Source organism: Microbulbifer sp. ABM4_008, assembly GCF_056311705.1.
Genome location: NZ_CM149970.1, coordinates 4,948,053 through 4,965,322, shown reverse-complemented (window position 1 = coordinate 4,965,322; position 17,270 = coordinate 4,948,053). Strand labels below are relative to the sequence as shown.

Annotated in this window: 12 protein-coding genes; 8 read left to right on the top strand and 4 right to left on the bottom strand. The window is 50.3% G+C overall.

Annotation, left to right across the window (positions count from 1 at the left end):
• The first annotated feature begins 231 nt into the window (after positions 1–231).
• The 5 genes from dnaA (at position 232) to ACYX4J_RS21570 (ending at position 8,760) form a co-directional block, all read left to right on the top strand.
• On the top strand, positions 232–1,863 hold the full coding sequence (gene dnaA / locus ACYX4J_RS21590) for a chromosomal replication initiator protein DnaA (RefSeq protein ID WP_444959008.1): 1,632 nt from the start codon (positions 232–234) through the stop codon (positions 1,861–1,863).
• A gap of 33 nt (positions 1,864–1,896) precedes the next feature.
• Positions 1,897–3,003 (top strand): DNA polymerase III subunit beta, encoded by a 1,107-nt coding sequence (dnaN, locus tag ACYX4J_RS21585; RefSeq protein ID WP_444895604.1) that lies wholly within the window; start codon positions 1,897–1,899, stop codon positions 3,001–3,003.
• 117 nt (positions 3,004–3,120) lie between these two features.
• On the top strand, positions 3,121–4,227 hold the full coding sequence (gene recF, locus ACYX4J_RS21580; RefSeq protein WP_476177531.1) for a DNA replication/repair protein RecF: 1,107 nt from the start codon (positions 3,121–3,123) through the stop codon (positions 4,225–4,227).
• 18 nt (positions 4,228–4,245) lie between these two features.
• Positions 4,246–6,666 carry a DNA topoisomerase (ATP-hydrolyzing) subunit B gene (gyrB, locus tag ACYX4J_RS21575; protein WP_476177530.1) on the top strand — a complete coding sequence of 807 codons (2,421 nt, stop codon included), beginning with the start codon at positions 4,246–4,248 and terminating at the stop codon, positions 6,664–6,666.
• Between the two features lie 312 nt (positions 6,667–6,978).
• A complete protein-coding gene (locus ACYX4J_RS21570; RefSeq protein ID WP_476177529.1) occupies positions 6,979–8,760 on the top strand; it encodes a hypothetical protein in 1,782 nt (593 codons plus the stop codon).
• Positions 8,761–9,051: 291 nt separating this feature from the next.
• Here the strand turns inward: ACYX4J_RS21570 and ACYX4J_RS21565 are convergent, their stop codons facing one another.
• Entirely contained in the window at positions 9,052–9,945 is an 894-nt protein-coding gene (locus tag ACYX4J_RS21565) for a LysR family transcriptional regulator (RefSeq protein ID WP_476177528.1), read from the bottom strand.
• 96 nt (positions 9,946–10,041) lie between these two features.
• Here ACYX4J_RS21565 and ACYX4J_RS21560 point away from each other — a divergent pair, with 96 nt between their 5' ends.
• Positions 10,042–10,548 (top strand): SRPBCC family protein, encoded by a 507-nt coding sequence (locus ACYX4J_RS21560; protein WP_475709073.1) that lies wholly within the window; start codon positions 10,042–10,044, stop codon positions 10,546–10,548.
• Between the two features lie 221 nt (positions 10,549–10,769).
• Here the strand turns inward: ACYX4J_RS21560 and ACYX4J_RS21555 are convergent, their stop codons facing one another.
• Both ACYX4J_RS21555 and ACYX4J_RS21550 read right to left on the bottom strand, forming a co-directional pair.
• Complete coding sequence (locus tag ACYX4J_RS21555) at positions 10,770–11,450, bottom strand: phosphoadenosine phosphosulfate reductase domain-containing protein (RefSeq protein ID WP_476177527.1); 681 nt, start codon at positions 11,448–11,450, stop codon at positions 10,770–10,772.
• Between the two features lie 139 nt (positions 11,451–11,589).
• Positions 11,590–12,036 (bottom strand): GNAT family N-acetyltransferase, encoded by a 447-nt coding sequence (locus tag ACYX4J_RS21550; protein ID WP_476177526.1) that lies wholly within the window; start codon positions 12,034–12,036, stop codon positions 11,590–11,592.
• A 231-nt stretch (positions 12,037–12,267) separates the two neighbouring features.
• Here ACYX4J_RS21550 and ACYX4J_RS21545 point away from each other — a divergent pair, with 231 nt between their 5' ends.
• The gene (locus tag ACYX4J_RS21545) at positions 12,268–14,448 is read left to right on the top strand and encodes a TonB-dependent receptor family protein (RefSeq protein WP_476177525.1); all 2,181 of its coding nucleotides are present in this window, start codon (positions 12,268–12,270) and stop codon (positions 14,446–14,448) included.
• A gap of 71 nt (positions 14,449–14,519) precedes the next feature.
• Here the strand turns inward: ACYX4J_RS21545 and ACYX4J_RS21540 are convergent, their stop codons facing one another.
• Entirely contained in the window at positions 14,520–15,707 is a 1,188-nt protein-coding gene (locus ACYX4J_RS21540; RefSeq protein ID WP_476177524.1) for a class I SAM-dependent rRNA methyltransferase, read from the bottom strand.
• A 272-nt stretch (positions 15,708–15,979) separates the two neighbouring features.
• Here ACYX4J_RS21540 and ACYX4J_RS21535 point away from each other — a divergent pair, with 272 nt between their 5' ends.
• The gene (locus ACYX4J_RS21535) at positions 15,980–16,975 is read left to right on the top strand and encodes a GlxA family transcriptional regulator (RefSeq protein WP_475709068.1); all 996 of its coding nucleotides are present in this window, start codon (positions 15,980–15,982) and stop codon (positions 16,973–16,975) included.
• The last annotated feature ends 295 nt before the right edge of the window (positions 16,976–17,270 follow it).

The window sequence follows — 17,270 nt, the reverse complement described above, 5'->3', positions numbered from 1 at the left end:
CTGTGGATAACTTTCGAAGGGTTTCCACATCAATTGTCTAATTGTTGTGCAAATCCTTGATTGTGTGGATCTTTTTGCGCAGTTTTTTCAACAGATGCAGTCTTTCTTGTGGATAACCTAAAGGTGGAAAGGTATACTGCGCCGATCTTATTTGATGGCCCCGGGTGATTCCTAATCCGGCCTTGCCGTCTCTCCTTGGTCTTACCATTTTGGGGTTTTTTGGGGGGTTTCTTGACTGAATCCGTATGGAAGCAGTGCGCGAGCTGTTTACAGGACGAGCTGCCGTCTCAGCAGTTCAATACCTGGATCAGACCGTTGCGCGTCAATCCCGTCAGTGCGGAGGGCGAGTTGCGCCTGATCGCACCGAACCGCTTTGTACTGGACTGGGTTGGCAATAAATTCCTGAACCGCATTCGCGAGTTGGTGCAACAGTTTGCACCGGGACGCCCTCTGCAAGTGGCGCTCGAGATTACCGCTCGCCGGCCGGCTCGCTTCCAGCGCGGCCATGTAACAAATAATGCCCCTCCGACACCGGTACCGACACCCGCGCCATCGGCGCCAACTCCGCCACCACCTCCAGTCCAGCCGGCAGTAGTACCGCCACAGGTATCTGTACCACCTGTTGCCACTGCGCCACCTCCGGTGACTTCACCGCTGGGGTCTGGGTTTGGTGCCAGCAGGCCGGTGCCTCATCCCGCGATGGCTGAGGAGGTTACTGCCGAGCAAATGACGACAGGCGAACTGGCCCTGACAGATCTGCGACCACCGGCTATGAATGGTATGGCTCGCCCCGTACCGGAGCAGCCGGCCAGGCAGGTTGAGGTGGAGGGGGCCATCAAGCACGGTAGCTCACTCAATCGCAACTTTACTTTCAAATCCTTTGTTGAAGGTAAGTCCAACCAGCTGGGCCTCGCTGCGGCACAACAGATTTCTGACAATCCGGGCGGCGCCTACAATCCCCTCTTTATATATGGGGGCGTGGGTCTGGGGAAAACTCACTTGATGCACGCGGTTGGCAACGCACTGCTGGAGCGCAACCCCAATGCTAAGGTGGTGTATTTGCACTCCGAGCGCTTTGTTGCAGATATGGTGAAAGCGCTACAGCTGAATGCCATCAGCGACTTTAAGCGCTATTACCGGTCTGTTGACGCCCTTTTGATTGATGATATCCAGTTTTTTGCCGGTAAGGAGCGCTCTCAGGAGGAGTTTTTCCATACCTTCAATGCCCTGCTGGAGGGTGGTCAACAGATTATCCTAACCTGTGATCGCTATCCGAAAGAGATCGACGGCTTGGAAGAGCGCTTGAAATCCCGCTTTGGCTGGGGATTAACGGTGGCTGTAGAGCCTCCGGAGCTCGAGACCCGGGTAGCTATTTTGATGAAGAAGGCCGAGCAGGTGGGTGTGGATTTACCTCACGACTCCGCTTTCTTTATTGCGCAGCGTATTCGCTCCAATGTGCGGGAGCTCGAGGGTGCACTGCGCCGCGTAATTGCCAATTCGCAATTTACCGGCCGCGCTATTGACGATGTCCTTGTGCGCGAAGCACTAAAAGACCTGTTGGCCCTACAGGATCGACTGGTCAGTGTGGATAATATCCAGCGGGTTGTCGCTGAATATTACAAAATTAAGGTGGCGGATTTGCTCTCCAAGCGGCGCAGTCGCTCGGTGGCCCGTCCCCGCCAAGTCGCTATGTCCCTGGCCAAGGAGCTGACCAATCACAGCTTGCCGGAGATCGGCGATGCCTTCGGTGGTCGCGACCACACAACAGTACTGCATGCCTGCCGCAAAATACGTGAGTTGCAGGAGTCCGACGCGGATATTCGCGAGGACGTTAAGTTGCTGACACGGTCGCTGACCACTTAATCGAATAACTGACAAAACAAGGCGAAACTACCGATGAAATTCAATGTGAGCCGGGACGCCCTTCTGAAGCCGTTACAACTGGTGGCCGGTGTTGTTGAGAAACGCCAAACACTGCCAGTCCTGGCCAATGTGTTGATGCAGTTACAGGGCCAGGAACTCTCCCTGACCGGTACTGACCTGGAAGTGGAAATTGTCGGCCGTCTCGGTGTAGACGGTGTAGAAATGGAAGGTGAGGTGACCGTTCCCGCACGCAAGCTGCTGGATATCTGTCGCTCTCTGCCCGATGGTGCTGAACTAAAGTTTGAGCGCGATGGTGAGCGCCTGATACTGCGCAGTGGCCGCAGCCGTTTTCAGCTGTCGACTCTGCCCGCAGCGGACTTCCCGAATCAGGAAGAGGCCAGTGCACAGACCCGTTTCGATATCTCCCAGCGCGAGATCCGCCGCCTGATAGAAGCCACTAGTTTTGCTATGGCTCAGCAGGATGTGCGCTATTACCTGAATGGTTTACTGCTTGAATGCCGCCCGCAGCAGCTGCGCGCGGTTGCTACTGATGGCCACCGCTTGGCACTCTGCGATCGCGATGCCCCCGGCCTGGATGTCTCCACGCCTATCCAGGCTATTGTGCCGCGCAAAGGCGTACTCGAGCTGGGTCGTTTGCTTGAGGACAGCGATGCACAGGCACAGGTGGTGCTGGGTAACAACCATATTCGTGTGGTTAGTGGTCAGTTTACTTTCACCTCTAAATTGGTAGACGGCAAATTCCCTGACTATGAGCGCGTGTTGCCGCGAGGCGCGGGCAATGTGGTTTATGCGGATCGCCAGGGATTGCGCCAGGCCTTCTCCCGAGCGGCGATTCTCTCCAACGAGAAATACCGCGGGGTGCGTCTTCAGGTTTCTGAGGGGCTGCTGCAGATTGTTGCCAACAACCCGGAGCAAGAAGAGGCGGAAGAGCAGATGATGGTGGATTACGTGGGTGAGCCAATGGAGATTGGCTTTAACGTTTCCTATCTGCTGGATGTCACTGGTGCTATTCACAGTGACCAGATCCGTATCAGTCTGGCGGATGCCAATAGCAGTGCTCTGCTGCAGCAACCTGAAGAAGGTGATGCACTGTACGTGATTATGCCTATGCGCCTGTAAGGCAGCCCACCCATTGCTCTTTTCTGAATGGATTGAGGCTACCTCCCCGCTCGGTGGGGTAGCCGATAAACAAACCGATGCCTGTGCATCGCGCTCTTCACTCTGGGGGAGGTGTCTGTGGCGCTGACACGTCTTCTGTTATCTAATTTTCGAAATATCTGCTCTGCGGATCTCAAGCTGGGTCCTGGCGTTAATGTGTTTTGTGGTGCGAATGGCAGTGGCAAGACTTCACTGTTAGAGGCGGTACATATGCTGGCAACCGGTCGTTCCTTTCGCTCTCGCCTGCATAAGTCGGTTATTCAGCATGATACTGGTGGGCTTACGGTTTTTGCCCAGCTCGATACAGGTTTTAACTTGGGGGTAGAGCGCCTCGCAGATGGCTCTGGCAGAATCAGGGTAAACCAGGCTCCAGCGGAATCCAGCTCACAGCTTGCTAGTTGCCTGCCCCTTCAACTGATAAACAGTGAAAGTTTTTCTGCACTTGATGGTGGCCCCGGCGTTCGGCGTCGGTTACTGGATTGGACAGTGTTCCACGTGGAACATTTATTTGCCCAAGAGTGGAAAAATTATCAAATCGCACTGCGGCAGCGAAATGCTCTCCTGCGTCGTGGTAAAATCGATGAGGCCAGCATCGGCGTATGGGAAGAGCAGTTGGCCCTTAGTGGCGAGCGTGTAAACGATCTGCGATTAGCTCAGTTTTCTCAATTACAGACCGCTGTTTCACAACTTCTCGATGAGTTACCACAGAGCTTATTGAGCCGTGTTGATATGAGTTACCGTCGTGGCTGGCGTAAAGAAGTTGACCTGCGTGGTGCTCTATCTGAATCACGGGAATCAGATGTTTCACAGGGGCATACGCGTATTGGTCCCCATAGGGCGGATATTCGTTTTACCGTAGCCGGTGAGTCGGCCCACAATATCCTATCTCGAGGCCAACAGAAGATGTTGGTGTGTGCGGTGCGCACGGCCATGGCGGAGGTAGTCTGTAGGCAGGGGGATATGCCAGTATTCCTGGTAGATGACTTGCCGGCAGAGCTGGATGACAGTAACCAACAGATTTTTGCGCATTGGGTTGGGCGTTGTGCCAGCCAGGTGCTTGTAACCGGAATTGAGGAGGGCACTACAAGCCGCCCCTGGCGGCAACTAGATGCCCCTTGGAATTGCCCGAAAGTGTTCCACGTGGAACATGGGAAGATCAGTGCCGAAGCTTCGGCCGCACAATAAGTTTAATGGAGCGAATAAATGTCAGAGCAGCAAAGCTATGACTCAAGCAGTATCAAGGTATTAAAAGGCCTGGATGCGGTGCGCAAGCGCCCCGGAATGTATATTGGTGATACCGACGATGGCACCGGTCTGCACCACATGGTATTCGAGGTGGTCGACAACTCCATCGATGAAGCGCTGGCCGGCCACTGTGATGAGATCCGTGTAACCATCCACCCGGATGAGTCCATTTCCGTATCGGACAATGGCCGTGGTATCCCTACAGAGATTCACCCGGAAGAGGGGGTTTCTGCAGCAGAAGTGATTATGACCGTCCTTCACGCGGGCGGTAAATTTGATGACAACACCTACAAGGTCTCCGGCGGTCTGCACGGGGTAGGGGTATCGGTGGTAAACGCTCTGTCCAAGGAGCTGAAGCTGACTATCCGTCGCGGTGGCAAGATCCACGAGCAGACCTACCACCACGGTGTGCCCCAGGCACCCCTGGAAGTTGTGGGTGACAGCGATACCACCGGCACCACAGTGCACTTCAAACCCTCAGAGGACACCTTCAACAATATCGAATTCCATTTCGATGTGCTGGCCAAGCGCCTGCGCGAGCTGTCCTTCCTGAACTCCGGTGTGCGTATTGTCTTGAAGGACGAGCGCAGTGGTAAAGAAGAGGTCTATGAATACGAAGGTGGTTTGAGTGCCTTTGTGGAGTTCCTCAACCAGAACAAAACCCCGATTAATAAGGTTCTGCACTTCCAGAGCCAGCGCGAAGATGGCATTGCAGTAGAGGTGGCATTACAGTGGAACGATAGCTTCCAGGAAAGCATCTTCTGCTACACCAACAATATTCCCCAGCGCGACGGCGGCACCCACCTGGCGGGCTTCCGTGCAGCCCTGACCCGTGGCCTGAACAGCTATATCGAACGGGAAGGCCTGGGCAAGAAAGATAAGGTGAACACCACTGGCGATGACGCCAGGGAAGGTCTCACCGCGATTATCTCTGTGAAGGTTCCGGACCCGAAATTCTCTTCCCAGACCAAGGACAAGCTGGTTTCATCCGAAGTGAAACCAGCTGTAGAGCAGGAGATGGGCCACCACTTCACAGACTATCTGATGGAGAACCCACAGGAAGCCAAATCTGTCGTCACCAAGATGATCGACGCGGCCAAAGCTCGTGAGGCAGCCCGCAAAGCCCGTGAAATGACTCGCCGCAAGGGTGCACTGGATATTGCCGGCCTGCCTGGAAAACTAGCTGATTGCCAGCAAAAAGATCCGGCGCTATCTGAAATTTACCTAGTGGAGGGTGACTCCGCCGGTGGTTCTGCCAAGCAGGGACGTGATCGCCGCACCCAGGCGATCCTGCCGTTGAAAGGTAAGATCCTCAATGTGGAAAAAGCGCGCTTCGACAAAATGCTCTCCAGTGCCGAAGTGGGTACCCTGATTACCGCACTGGGCTGTGGCATCGGCAAGAGCGAGTTCAACCCGGACAAACTGCGTTACCACAGCATCATCATCATGACCGATGCTGACGTGGATGGAGCCCATATCCGTACCCTGTTGCTCACCTTCTTCTTCCGTCAGATGCCGGAGCTGATCGAGCGGGGTCACATCTACATCGCCCAGCCGCCGCTGTATAAGATCTCCAAAGGCAAACAGGAACAGTACCTGAAGGATGAGGGCGCTCTAACCCAGTTTCTCACCAACGCCGCCCTGGAAGGCGCCACTCTGTTTGTGAACCCGGATGCCCCTGGGCTTTCTGGTGCCTCCCTGGAGAGCCTGGTAGGCGAATACCGCAGCGTACTGGCGACAATCGACCGCCTTTCGCGTCTGTACCCCGAGGAAGTGCTGCGCAGCATGATCTACCTGCCCAACTTGTCTCAGGAAGACCTGCAGTCCCAGGAGAAAGTCGCAGCTTGGAGTGAGAAGCTTCAGGAGAAACTCGGTGACGAAGAGAGTGGTGGAACCCGTCGCCACGAAGTGACGGTTCAGGAGAACACCGAGCGCGGCCTATTCCTGCCCCATATCCATATCGTGGCCCACGGTGTCGGCAGTGACTACCTGATTAACCACGAGTTCTTCGACTCTGCGGAGTATGCGTCTATCTGCGCTCTGGGCGAGAAGATGGTGGGTTTGTTAGAAGAGGGCGCCTTTATTCAGCGCGGTGAGAAGCAGCACCCTGTTGGCAGCTTCCCTGAAGTGATGGACTGGCTGATGGGCGAGAGCCGCAGAGGCTACGGTATCCAGCGCTATAAAGGACTGGGAGAAATGAACCCTGAGCAGCTTTGGGAAACCACCATGGACCCGGAGAGTCGCCGTATGCTGCAGGTAACCGTTGAAGATGCCATTGCCGCGGACCAGATCTTTACAACTCTGATGGGTGATCAGGTAGAGCCACGCCGTGACTTTATCGAGAGCAACGCCTTGGCAGTAGAAAACCTCGACGTCTAATTGCCATTTTTCTGAAAATCCCACAGTAATTCCCCAAAAGGGGAATTACTGTGGATATTTTTTCCGCTTAAAAATAACTTGCAACAAATTCGGTCTTTTTTCTCCCCTATCAAAAGCGTCACGCCGATTGGGCACCTACCCTTCCTTTAAAGCTTAAAATTACTGACAAACCATTAAAGTAAACAGTAAAATTTTTAGTAAATTCTGGCCAAGCAATAATTTTGTTGTATTTTTAAAAAGAAAAAAATTATAGGTAACCTTTCTACTTATCTATTTCTACGAAAAAATAAAACTAAACGGACCATAAGGCTTATGGGGAACCTAATCTCTTCTATTCTCGGCGATGCTCGTCGTTTGATAGTTACTAGTGGTGTGATTGCACTGGCTTTATACGGTTGCACAAGCACGCAGAAATTAGTGAATTCCGAATGGTATGAGATCGAAACCGAGCATTTTCGGATCGTTACCAATGACAACCCCAAGCAAGTTGAAAAGCTGGCAATAGACTTGGAACGATTTCGAATTTTCGCAAAACGATACATCAGGTATTCAGCAGATCAACAAAAGTTGACGATATACGCCCTGGATGATCGGCTCAGCTTTAAAGGAGTCAGCGGTAGTGAGTCGTCTAGAACTGTCATTGGACAATTCCATAATACTGCGTATGGGAGTTTTGCATTATTAAACCTAAACGGAAATCGCGTCCTTCCTGATAACCCGGCCCGTCAGACGTTGTTTCATGAATATACGCATTTTCTGACCTACAGCGGAAGCCAGCATCTCTACCCCTACTGGTTTAGTGAAGGTATTGCTGAAGTATTTTCTACGGTAGATTTTGAGGAAAATAAAAAGTACAGCTTCGGAAAAATACCTGTTGATCGAGCGATTAGTCTTACTCGAGCGAGAGAGTTACCACTGGATAAGCTGCTTTCAGCCACTCCTGGTTCACTGAATTCAAGGGATACCGGGGCACTTTATGCCAGTGGATGGATGTTAGCTCACTGGATGATTTTCGATAAAGGTAGAAATAAAGCCTTAAATGAATATTTGGAGGCTTTCAACGCCGGCGATGATCCAATTGCGGGCCTACCTGAAGCTCTGGGAATGACTTTTGACGAGCTCAATGAGCAGTATAAGAAATTGCCGAAAAGTCATTTCAATTATTACGAGGGAGAGCTTTCCGGTAATGGTGTTGTTGAGTCCCCCACCGTTAACCTGATGGAAAGTAGTACCGCAGTCGCAGAACTGGCCTACTTTATGGCAATTTCAGAGCAGGGTTCCGAAGCACTAGAGAGATATATTGCCTATGCAGATAAAAAGCAGGCTTCTAGCCCACCGTTAAAGTCCGCACTGGCCATTGCTTTGACAGGTGAAGGAAACTATTCCCGCGCTGAGGAAGTCTTGAACTCTATTCCGGCGCAGTACCAGGGAGAAACCTGGTATCTTGAAGCCCAGGCAAAAAATGATTTATCGGCAGCCTTGGCGGAGGAGGGACACCCCAGTCCCAGAAACATGAAACGTATCCGGGATAAATATGTTCAATTGGTAAATGCCAATGGGGAAGTACCGGCGTACTGGCATGAACTGGCGATCACAATGCAAGTTTTGGGGTATCCCCGCCAGAAGTATACGGAAATGTTGGAGCAGGCGTATCTACGCGCACCGAGAGAAACAGGAATTGCTTGGTGGTATGTGCTGGAGCTTTATCTGGACCGAAATAAAGATCTTTTCGCAAAAGTCTCCCAACCGCTATTCATGCAAATTGCAGAAGAGGGCTCGCGGGCACAGTTGCAGTCGATGCTGAATGAGTTGGAGGAGGAAGAGGGATTGGAGTTCGAGCCTGAGATCAGTGGTTTGGGCCAACTAATGTCAACTTACAGGAAGTACTCAGGAAACAAGGCCCTGGCAATGGCTGTGGACTATCGTGGCGCATTTGTGGCCGGTTTTAACGAAGATGGTGGAAGCACCCAAGCTGAGGCGAGTCAAAGTGCTCTTCAGGCCTGTGAGGAACAGCGAAAGCAGTACCAGATAAGGGATCGCTGTGAACTCTACGCGGAAGGTGAAGTATTGGTGAATTCAACTACGAGGATGTAATTATCCAGTGGGCGTTAGGTAAGGCGCAAAGTAGGCTGTAATAGAGCTTGCTTTGCGACAATATTAAGCTTGGTGATGAGAGTGGATGAGCCGATTACCCCATTACCCCATTACCCCATTACCCCATTACCCCATTACCCCATTACCAAGTATCCACTCTGACAATCAGCTCCCAGAAAATTGGGTATTGGTCGGCAAAAATTATGGCCAAAAAGCGTGTAAATCAGTATTGAGTTATCACTAAAGTCACAATACATCCCATCACTTTTAGAAAAATATCAGTCGATGCAGTTAAGCCTTGCCTATTAACTTATCATTCAGGCGGCTAAACAACTCCACGATAAACTCCCTAAAAACCTTAAAACGCAAAACATTGCGGTGCTCTGGGTTGGAGACTAGCCACAGTTCATGCAGGCTGGATGGGGCTGCCCCAGGGACCCGAATGACTCCTTCAGCACCATCTGCAAGAAAGCAGGGCAGCCTGGCCAGCCCCAGTCCACTCTTAACTGCCTCTAGCTGTATCAAGCCGTGATTAATCTGGTGCTGATAAGGCATCTGTGGATAGGGCGTGTCTTTGGCCCAATTCAATGTGGCGTCATCGCCACTCCAGCCGAGCCAGTGGCCATCGTCAGGTACAGATTTCTCGATATACCTCAGAGAACCGTAACAGCAACTGGGTAGGTCGGCGAGCTTGCGAGCAACAAGTCGATCCGAAATATCGACGTCGCCTTTGGGGAGAATACGAAGTGCTATGTCGGCTTGGTGACTTTCCAAATCGAGAACGTGGCTAGTAACCAGTAGCTGTACGTTGATCTCTGGATACGTACGTGAGAAGTCATTTAGGTAGGGGATAATTAAGTGCGATGCGACTACATCCGGCATAGTGATGCGAACTTCCCCGGACAGCTGGTTACTCCCCCCCTGTAAATGCTTCTGCGCGGCATTTAGATACTGCTCTGCCGATTGGGCGTAGTCGAGCATCGCCTTGCCATCCTCCGTCAGCTGATAGCCTTTGGAGCTGCGATAAAACAGCTTGGCCTGGAGTTTTTCCTCCAGGGCATCAATACGGCGAGAAACTGTGGAATGGCTGACTTTAAAGTCGTCAGCAACGCTGCGAGCGCTCTTACTCCTGGCTACCGCGATAAAGAACTGGATATCTCCCCAATCGATGGACTCTTTATGCAACACATTGTCCTATTTTGCTGTATTCCGTTGCATATAGTGTCCAGTTAATCTGTCTCCCGTCAATAGTACTCCGTAGAGAAACCCAGGAGATCAGAGATGAAAGAAGCCCAAGTAAACCGAGAAATCGCAATTAACCGCCCAATTGATGAGGTCTGGAAAGTCCTCGCCGTTGATTTTGATACAGCTTACGAGTGGATGACGTTAATCCCTCACTCCTTCGCTAAGGAGGGAAAACCTGTTGAAAATGCGAGTGTAGAAGGCCGGGTTTGTGTGCTGACAAATAAGGGACCGTCGGGTCTTGTCGCAGATGAAACTATTACAAGGTTTGATGAGAAAAACTATGAACTGGATGTCTCGGTTGAAACAAAAAATTCGCCACCGGGATTCCCCGTTAAAAAGAGTTTATCTCAATTTAAATTAAGCCCCTCTGTTGGTGGAGGCACAACAGTGAATTTCACTGCAAATATGGAGTTAAATGCTTTAGGAGGCGTGTTGAGTCCTGTGGTGAAGAAGATGACTGGCTCTCAATTTGAGCAAATGCTGAAGGACCTGAAAATTTACATGGAAAAAGGAGGTCATCTTGCAAAAGGGGCAGTTGCCTAGCCTATCGCATGATAAGTAATTTAAAGACTCTTCTGGATTTACGCGGAAGTAAATAGAAGAGTCTCCTTTTTGAAAAAATACAGCGAGTCGAGGCTCGCCTTTTGTAATAGATTTTATTATTCGGTAAATACGCAAAAAATATTCACTTTATAAACGGCTGGGATAGAAGGCCTTGTTAAAGAAATAGGCGAAGTACGCTAGTCCTCGCCGAGTATTCCACTCTATTTTTCCAACAGCAATCCGCACTCCCGGTGCTCCTCACCTTTAGTTGGATCAAAGTAAATATCGTTATCGGGGAGGTCATTCTCATAAACATACTCTTCCACATCGATTTCCTTGAGGTGGAACATCGGTGCCACTCGAATAGTACCGTGGTTGCCCTGGGTGAAAATATCCAGGTTTTTGCGGTGCGAATTCTGATCGTGGCGGATACCGTTTAGCCATACATCCGGTTGCAATTCCTGCATAGCGCGGTTAAACGGCTCCAATTTAACGGTCCTGGAGAAGAAGTCATGCTCAGGGGTATCCAGCTGTGGGATTCCCCCGTATACAGCGTTGTAGTGGGCCGCGGACATCTTCGGTGAGTAGGTGCGCAGGTTCAAATCGAGAGATTTGACCACGTTTTCAATATGGCGATAGGTTTCCGGGGTGTTATAGCCGTGATCCACCCAAATTACCGGGATATCCGGTTTGGCGCGCGTAACCAAGTGAAGAAAAGCTATCGCCAATGGGCGGAAATTAGTAAAAACCACCGGGTTCTGAGCGTGTTCCATGGTGAACTGCATAATTTCGCTTGGCTTGGCGCCAGCGAAACGCAGGTTCATGGACTCCAGATCCGCATCGTGATGAAAGGTGCGTTTTGGAATAGGCTGTAAAGTTTGGCTGGAAGCGTTGCGTCCCATAAAAATTCAGCGCTCAGGAAAATTATGATGGGAGGCATGCTACCCGGTTCAAGAGTCGCGTAGAAACAATAAAAAGAAGTGATTCAATAAGCTTCAGTTATAAGGGAAAGACTATTCAATGGGCATAGTGCGGCAAATTTTATCTTGCAGATGCCCTGGGGCACTGCATGGAGATTGAATGCTGGCCATACTCCACGTTATAGCTGCGCTCCACCTCCACAAAACCATGCTTTTGTAGAAAGTATCGAGTGCGAAGATTCTCACGAAGTACTTCAGCCTTTAGTGGGTAACGCCGGTCACGAATTGAAGAAATGAGGTTAGTGCCGATTCCACAACCGCTAAATAAAGGACTGACACAGAGGTGGGTGACGATACCGTCACCAAGCAGTGTGATAAAGGCTTCCGCGACAGCATTGTTGCGATCGGTATAAACCAGGCATTGAGTGGCATTACGGCAGTCTCTACGAAATTGAGCTATACGGTCCACCCAAAACTGGCGGGGTATGGAGGGGTGGGAGTTCGCTGATGCATGTAGCCAAAGTTGCTCCAACCTGTCCAGCTCTTTGAGTTTTGCCTTTCTAATCATGGGCACACCCGAAGCGGATACGTGAGCCCAATGCTAGTCAGATCGAAGAGTAGATCCTAGAAAACATCTGCTTATAAGCAAAACCTTAAAGTTGCAGGCACACCAGCGAAGTTCGTGACGCTAAACAGCAAAAAGAAGAGTGTAAATAAAGTGTAATGGGAATGTTAAAATACAATCATTCGTATTTATAAAAACAATGACTCAAGGTTACTAATAATCCTTGGAGGGTTCATGAAGCACATTCCATTTACACCCCTGGCCTTTACGATAGCCACTCTTATTGCTGCGCCGGCTTTAGCCGAGCAACAGCTGGAGAGCGTAACAGTAATCGGCGACTCCTCATCTATTTCCAAATTGCCTGGCTCTGCACACTTGGTTGATGCTGATGAGTTAGCCGAGTTCGAGTTTGTAGATATCAATCGTATGATGCGCTCAGTTCCTGGGGTCTACATTCTTGAAGAAGATGGCTACGGATTGCGTCCGAATATCGGGATTCGCGGTGCCCAAGGGGGACGCTCCGCCAAAATTTCCTTGATGGAAGATGGAGTGTTAGTGGCTCCGGCTCCTTACTCTGCACCAGAAGCTTATTATTTCCCCAGTGCGGGCCGTATGAATGCAATTGAGGTGTTGAAAGGCCCCGGATCTCTGCAATATGGCCCATTCACCGTGGGTGGTGCAGTCAATATGTTGAGCACACCTATTCCCACTGCCAGTGAAGGTATGGTGCAACTAGAGGCTGGAGAATTCGGTGAGACCCGTTTGCATGCTCATTATGGCGCCAGTACAGAAAATACTGGCTGGTTGTTGGAAACACAGCAGCAGTATGCAGATGGATTCAGACAAATCGATAGTGCCGGCAGCGCAGATATTGCTAAAGAAGACTATCTATTAAAGGGTCGTATCAGTTCCGATAGAGACGCAACTAATCGCCAGCAGTTGGATATCAAGCTTCAGTACTCCGAAGAGGAGTCTGGCATGAGTTATCTGGGCCTAACGGATGCCGACTTTAAGAAAGATCCGAACCGTCGATACGGTATCAGCGCCCTGGATGAAATGCAGAATCGCCACAGCACTATCCAGCTGAACCACAGTATCGAACTGAGTGACAGTTTTACCCTGCACACCCAGGTTTACTACAACAAGTTTAAACGCGACTGGTTTAAGGTCAGCGAGGGTGACTTGATAGATGCTGTTAATACCGGCGGCAGTGTTGATGGAGTTTTAGACCCTCAAGCGGTTTTGGATGGCACTGAAGATTACACCTTCGGTGTTAAGCACAACAATCGTGAGTACGAGGCTAAGGGCCTGCAGATCAGTGCCGATTGGCGCTTTAATACTGCTTCTGTTAGTCATGAGCTGTCCTTTGGAGTGCGCCAGCATCAAGACGAAGTGGATAGATTCCAGCCTGTGGAAAACTATGAGCAGGTTGATGGCAAATTGGTGTATCTGAGCACAGATATTCCCGATACCGCTGAAGAAAGCAGCAATAACCGTGTTGAAGAAGCGGATGCAACTTCGTTCTTTATCTACGACGATATCCAGCTGAACGATAAGCTGACTCTCACCGCTGTTCTTCGCTACGAGGATATAGAGACCGAGCAGCAGCGTTATAACGACGCTGAGCGTACAGAGAAGGGCAGCTATCGCTCCAATCAGGTGGATGAATGGCTGCCAGGCTTGGGACTTGTTTACCAGGCAAGCGAACAGTGGAGCCTGCTGGCAGGTGTGCACCGTGGCTTCGCCCCTCCCGGCGCAGGTGCAGCCGATGGCCAGGGGCCGGAGTTATCCACAAACTATGAATGGGGTGCTCGCTTCGATAACGGAAGCCTGAATGCTGAATTGATCGCCTTCTACAGTGACTATGAAAATGCTGTGCAAAACTGCTCGGTGGCGGTGAAATGTCCCAATGGTGCCGAGAGTGGTACCTACCAGTTGGGTGAAGCAGAAATCAAAGGGCTGGAAGCTACGCTTGTAAGTGAGTGGGTGCTCACAAACGGTTGGATACTACCGGTGCGGGCAACCTATACCTTTACTGATGCAGAAATCAGTGAAGATAGTGATGGTAATGACCTGCTTGCCGGCGACAACCTCGAATACCTCCCAGAAAATGTCTTTGCGATATCTGCGGGTCTGGATAGCGGCGCTGCTTGGCGTTTGAACCTGACTGCAGCCTATCAGGACGAGATGTGTGTTAATACCCAATGCAACCGGGGAGATACCGACCAATTTGATTATACCGAGTCACTTTGGGTTGTAGATGCTGCTGCGCATTATGATTTCATGGCTGACCTGACCGGTTACCTGAAAGTGGATAATCTGTTGGATGAGCAGGTTATTATTAGTCGCAGTCCAGATGGCGCCCGAGCAAACAGACCCCGCACTGCCACTTTAGGCATGAAGTATGTCTTTTGACCTGAAGTAGGCTCATCGATCTGAGAACAAGGCCCCGGTCATTACCGGGGCCTTGTGGGGTTCATGAGCACCTACTTATTGGTGTTTCCCCCGAGATGTACAAAATGAGCTTTTAGGTAGTTGGTTTCCGGAATTGCTGGATGCACAGGGTGATCAGCCCCTTGACCACCACTGGCCAGAATTGAGGCTGGGCGCCCCAAGCGGTGAGCGGCGCCACGGATACAGTCGAGAAGCTCATCAGATTGCAGATGCATAGAGCAGGAAGCGCTTACTAACAGCCCATCCTTCGCCAACAAACGCATTGCGAGTTCATTGATATGGCGATAGGCCGCCAAGCCGGCTTTATGATCTTTCCTCCGCTTAATAAAAGCGGGTGGGTCGAGCACAATCGCATCAAACCTCTCCCCCTCTGCGACCAACCCTTTGAGGACATCCAGTGCTTTACCCTGGATGGTTTTGAGCTTGTCGGCGAATCCATTGTGATCCGCATTGAGCAAACACCAGTCCAAGGCCTGCTGAGAGGCGTCTACGCACACTACCTCTGCCGCACCATTGGCCAGTGCCTGAATACCCCAACCGCCCGCGCAGGAAAACAGATCTAATACTTTTTTGCCGTTGACCCAGCGATTCAACAGCCTGCGGTTTTCCCGGTGATCGTAAAACCAACCGGTTTTCTGCCCCTGGTGTACCGGGGCCAGAAGTGGAACGCCGTTCTCCTCGAACGGGACCATCTCGGGTACATCTCCAAAGGCTACGGTGTGTACCAGCGGCATATCTTCAACTGCGCGACCCTGATGATCATTGCGCAGCAGGATGCCTTTGGGGTTAACCATCTCCACCAACTTATCCACAATCGTTTGTTGGTAGCGCTCCATTCCCCAATTGCTGACCTGGACTACTAAATAATCCCCAAACCTATCCACTACCAAGCCCGGAAGCCAGTCAGAGTCCCCGTATACCATCCGGTAGCTGGGGTGGGAAAAGTACCGTTGGCGCTGTTCAAATGCAGTTTGTATGCGCTCACAAACAGTATCTGTGGAAAAGTCAGAATTACGGCTGACTATTCGTCCACAAATAAGTTGGCTCGGATTTACAAAGGCTGTGCCGAGCAGCTTGCCCTGGCTATCGTGAACTTGGCACTGACTACCCGCATCAATTCCCTTTAATGGAGAGCGCTTAGTGTCCACCTCATTGCTGTAAATCCATAGGTGGCCACGCTTGAGTCGGCGCTCTGCGCCTCGATTCAGTATTAACTCCACCAAAAGGGGATCTCCGTTGATGTGTACAAATTAGGGGCCAATTGTGCGGACAGCTAAGTGAAGGTCAAGCCTCAAGCTGATGTATGGCTCGTTCGGAGCTTTAAGAACCAATAGTCACCCGAGGGTTACTCATATCCGTCAAAGTTTATACGTCAGTACCGGAGAAAATGACTATCAATTTGGGGTAACAGGGTGTCTAAGCTGGTTATAACTGGCAGAATCTGGCGCCTGTAAATCATTCTTATCCCCAGCCGTTGTGGAAAACTGCCGAGATGAATAAGCACCAACAAACACAAAATGGAGCTAGGAAAGTCGCCATGGTGGTCTGCCCGGGTGCAACTAGCCTGGATATCACAGGTCCCCTAGAGGTTTTTGCCTTGGCAAATGATCAGTTGCGCAAACAAGGGCGTTCCAACCAGGATTTCTATGATATTCAGTTGGTGGGACTTGAGTCTGGTCCGGTTACGACTTCGACAGGGGTTAAGGTTTTTATAGACCTCCCGTTTCATGAAGCTGAGGGGATTCATACCCTGTTAGTGAGCGGCATGCCACCGGACTCCTGTCAGCGAGCTTGTGCCAATAGTTCTGTTCTGGAGTGGCTGGCTGAGCAGCAGAAAAAAGTTGCTCGTATTGGTTCAATCTGTAGTGGGGCCTTGATGCTCGCCAACGCAGGCATTCTCAATGGGCGGCGTGCTACGACGCATTGGGCGGATGTTCCTGAGTTGCAGGGATTCTCCCAGGTAGAAGTGGATCCGGATGCCATCTTTGTCCGCGACGGTAATGTTTATACGTCGGCCGGAATTACTGCTGGAATTGATTTGGCTCTATCGATGATTGAGGAGGACCATGGGAGGGGCTTGGCACTCAACCTGGCTCGAATTCTTGTTCTCTACTTAAAGAGAGATGGAGGACAGCAGCAATTTAGTGTGCGATTGGAAAATCAGATAAACAGCGATCGTTTTGCAACTTTAATTGAATGGATGTACCAGAATATTAGGAAACCTTTAACGGTGGAGAGGCTGGCTCAGGAAGCCGCTATGAGCCCACGGAATTTTGCCCGGAGCTTTGTGCGAGAACTTGGTGTAACACCTGCTCGTTTTCTAGAGCAGATAAGAGTGGAACGAGCTTGCCAATTATTTTCCGAACAAAATCAGTCACAGGATAAAGTGGCAAAACTCTGTGGCTTTCAATCCCAAGAGCAATTGAGAAGAGCCTTTAAAAAGCACAAGGGTATTTTGCCGAGTGAATATCGAAAGCGTTTTCACTAAAAATATAATTATTAATTACTTGCAGCCAATTGTTAATATTTAAATTGGAAGATTTATATTTAGCCTAGTTAAAAAGTAAATGATTCTTTAAATCTCTCCCAAACGGCATTTTTAATAATTGTTTATTGAAGGTTAGTTTTCAACTTTAGAGAAAATTTACTGAGTTGGAGGTAAACCTATGAATACCCTAATGGCGCTAGAGTTTATTAGTTTGCGAATAAAATACTTCTTTATGGAAAAATCTAAAAATAAATTTCGATATTGTTCACCGCTTAGGAAACGTGGGAATAGAATA

Coding starts and splice junctions, on each gene's coding strand:
- dnaN (WP_444895604.1), top strand. CDS start 1,897: ATGAAATTCAATGTGAGCCGGGACGCCCTTCTGAAGCCGTTACAACTG.
- gyrB (WP_476177530.1), top strand. CDS start 4,246: ATGTCAGAGCAGCAAAGCTATGACTCAAGCAGTATCAAGGTATTAAAA.
- ACYX4J_RS21570 (WP_476177529.1), top strand. CDS start 6,979: ATGGGGAACCTAATCTCTTCTATTCTCGGCGATGCTCGTCGTTTGATA.
- ACYX4J_RS21560 (WP_475709073.1), top strand. CDS start 10,042: ATGAAAGAAGCCCAAGTAAACCGAGAAATCGCAATTAACCGCCCAATT.
- ACYX4J_RS21555 (WP_476177527.1), bottom strand. CDS start 11,450: ATGGGACGCAACGCTTCCAGCCAAACTTTACAGCCTATTCCAAAACGC.
- ACYX4J_RS21550 (WP_476177526.1), bottom strand. CDS start 12,036: ATGATTAGAAAGGCAAAACTCAAAGAGCTGGACAGGTTGGAGCAACTT.
- ACYX4J_RS21545 (WP_476177525.1), top strand. CDS start 12,268: ATGAAGCACATTCCATTTACACCCCTGGCCTTTACGATAGCCACTCTT.
- ACYX4J_RS21535 (WP_475709068.1), top strand. CDS start 15,980: ATGAATAAGCACCAACAAACACAAAATGGAGCTAGGAAAGTCGCCATG.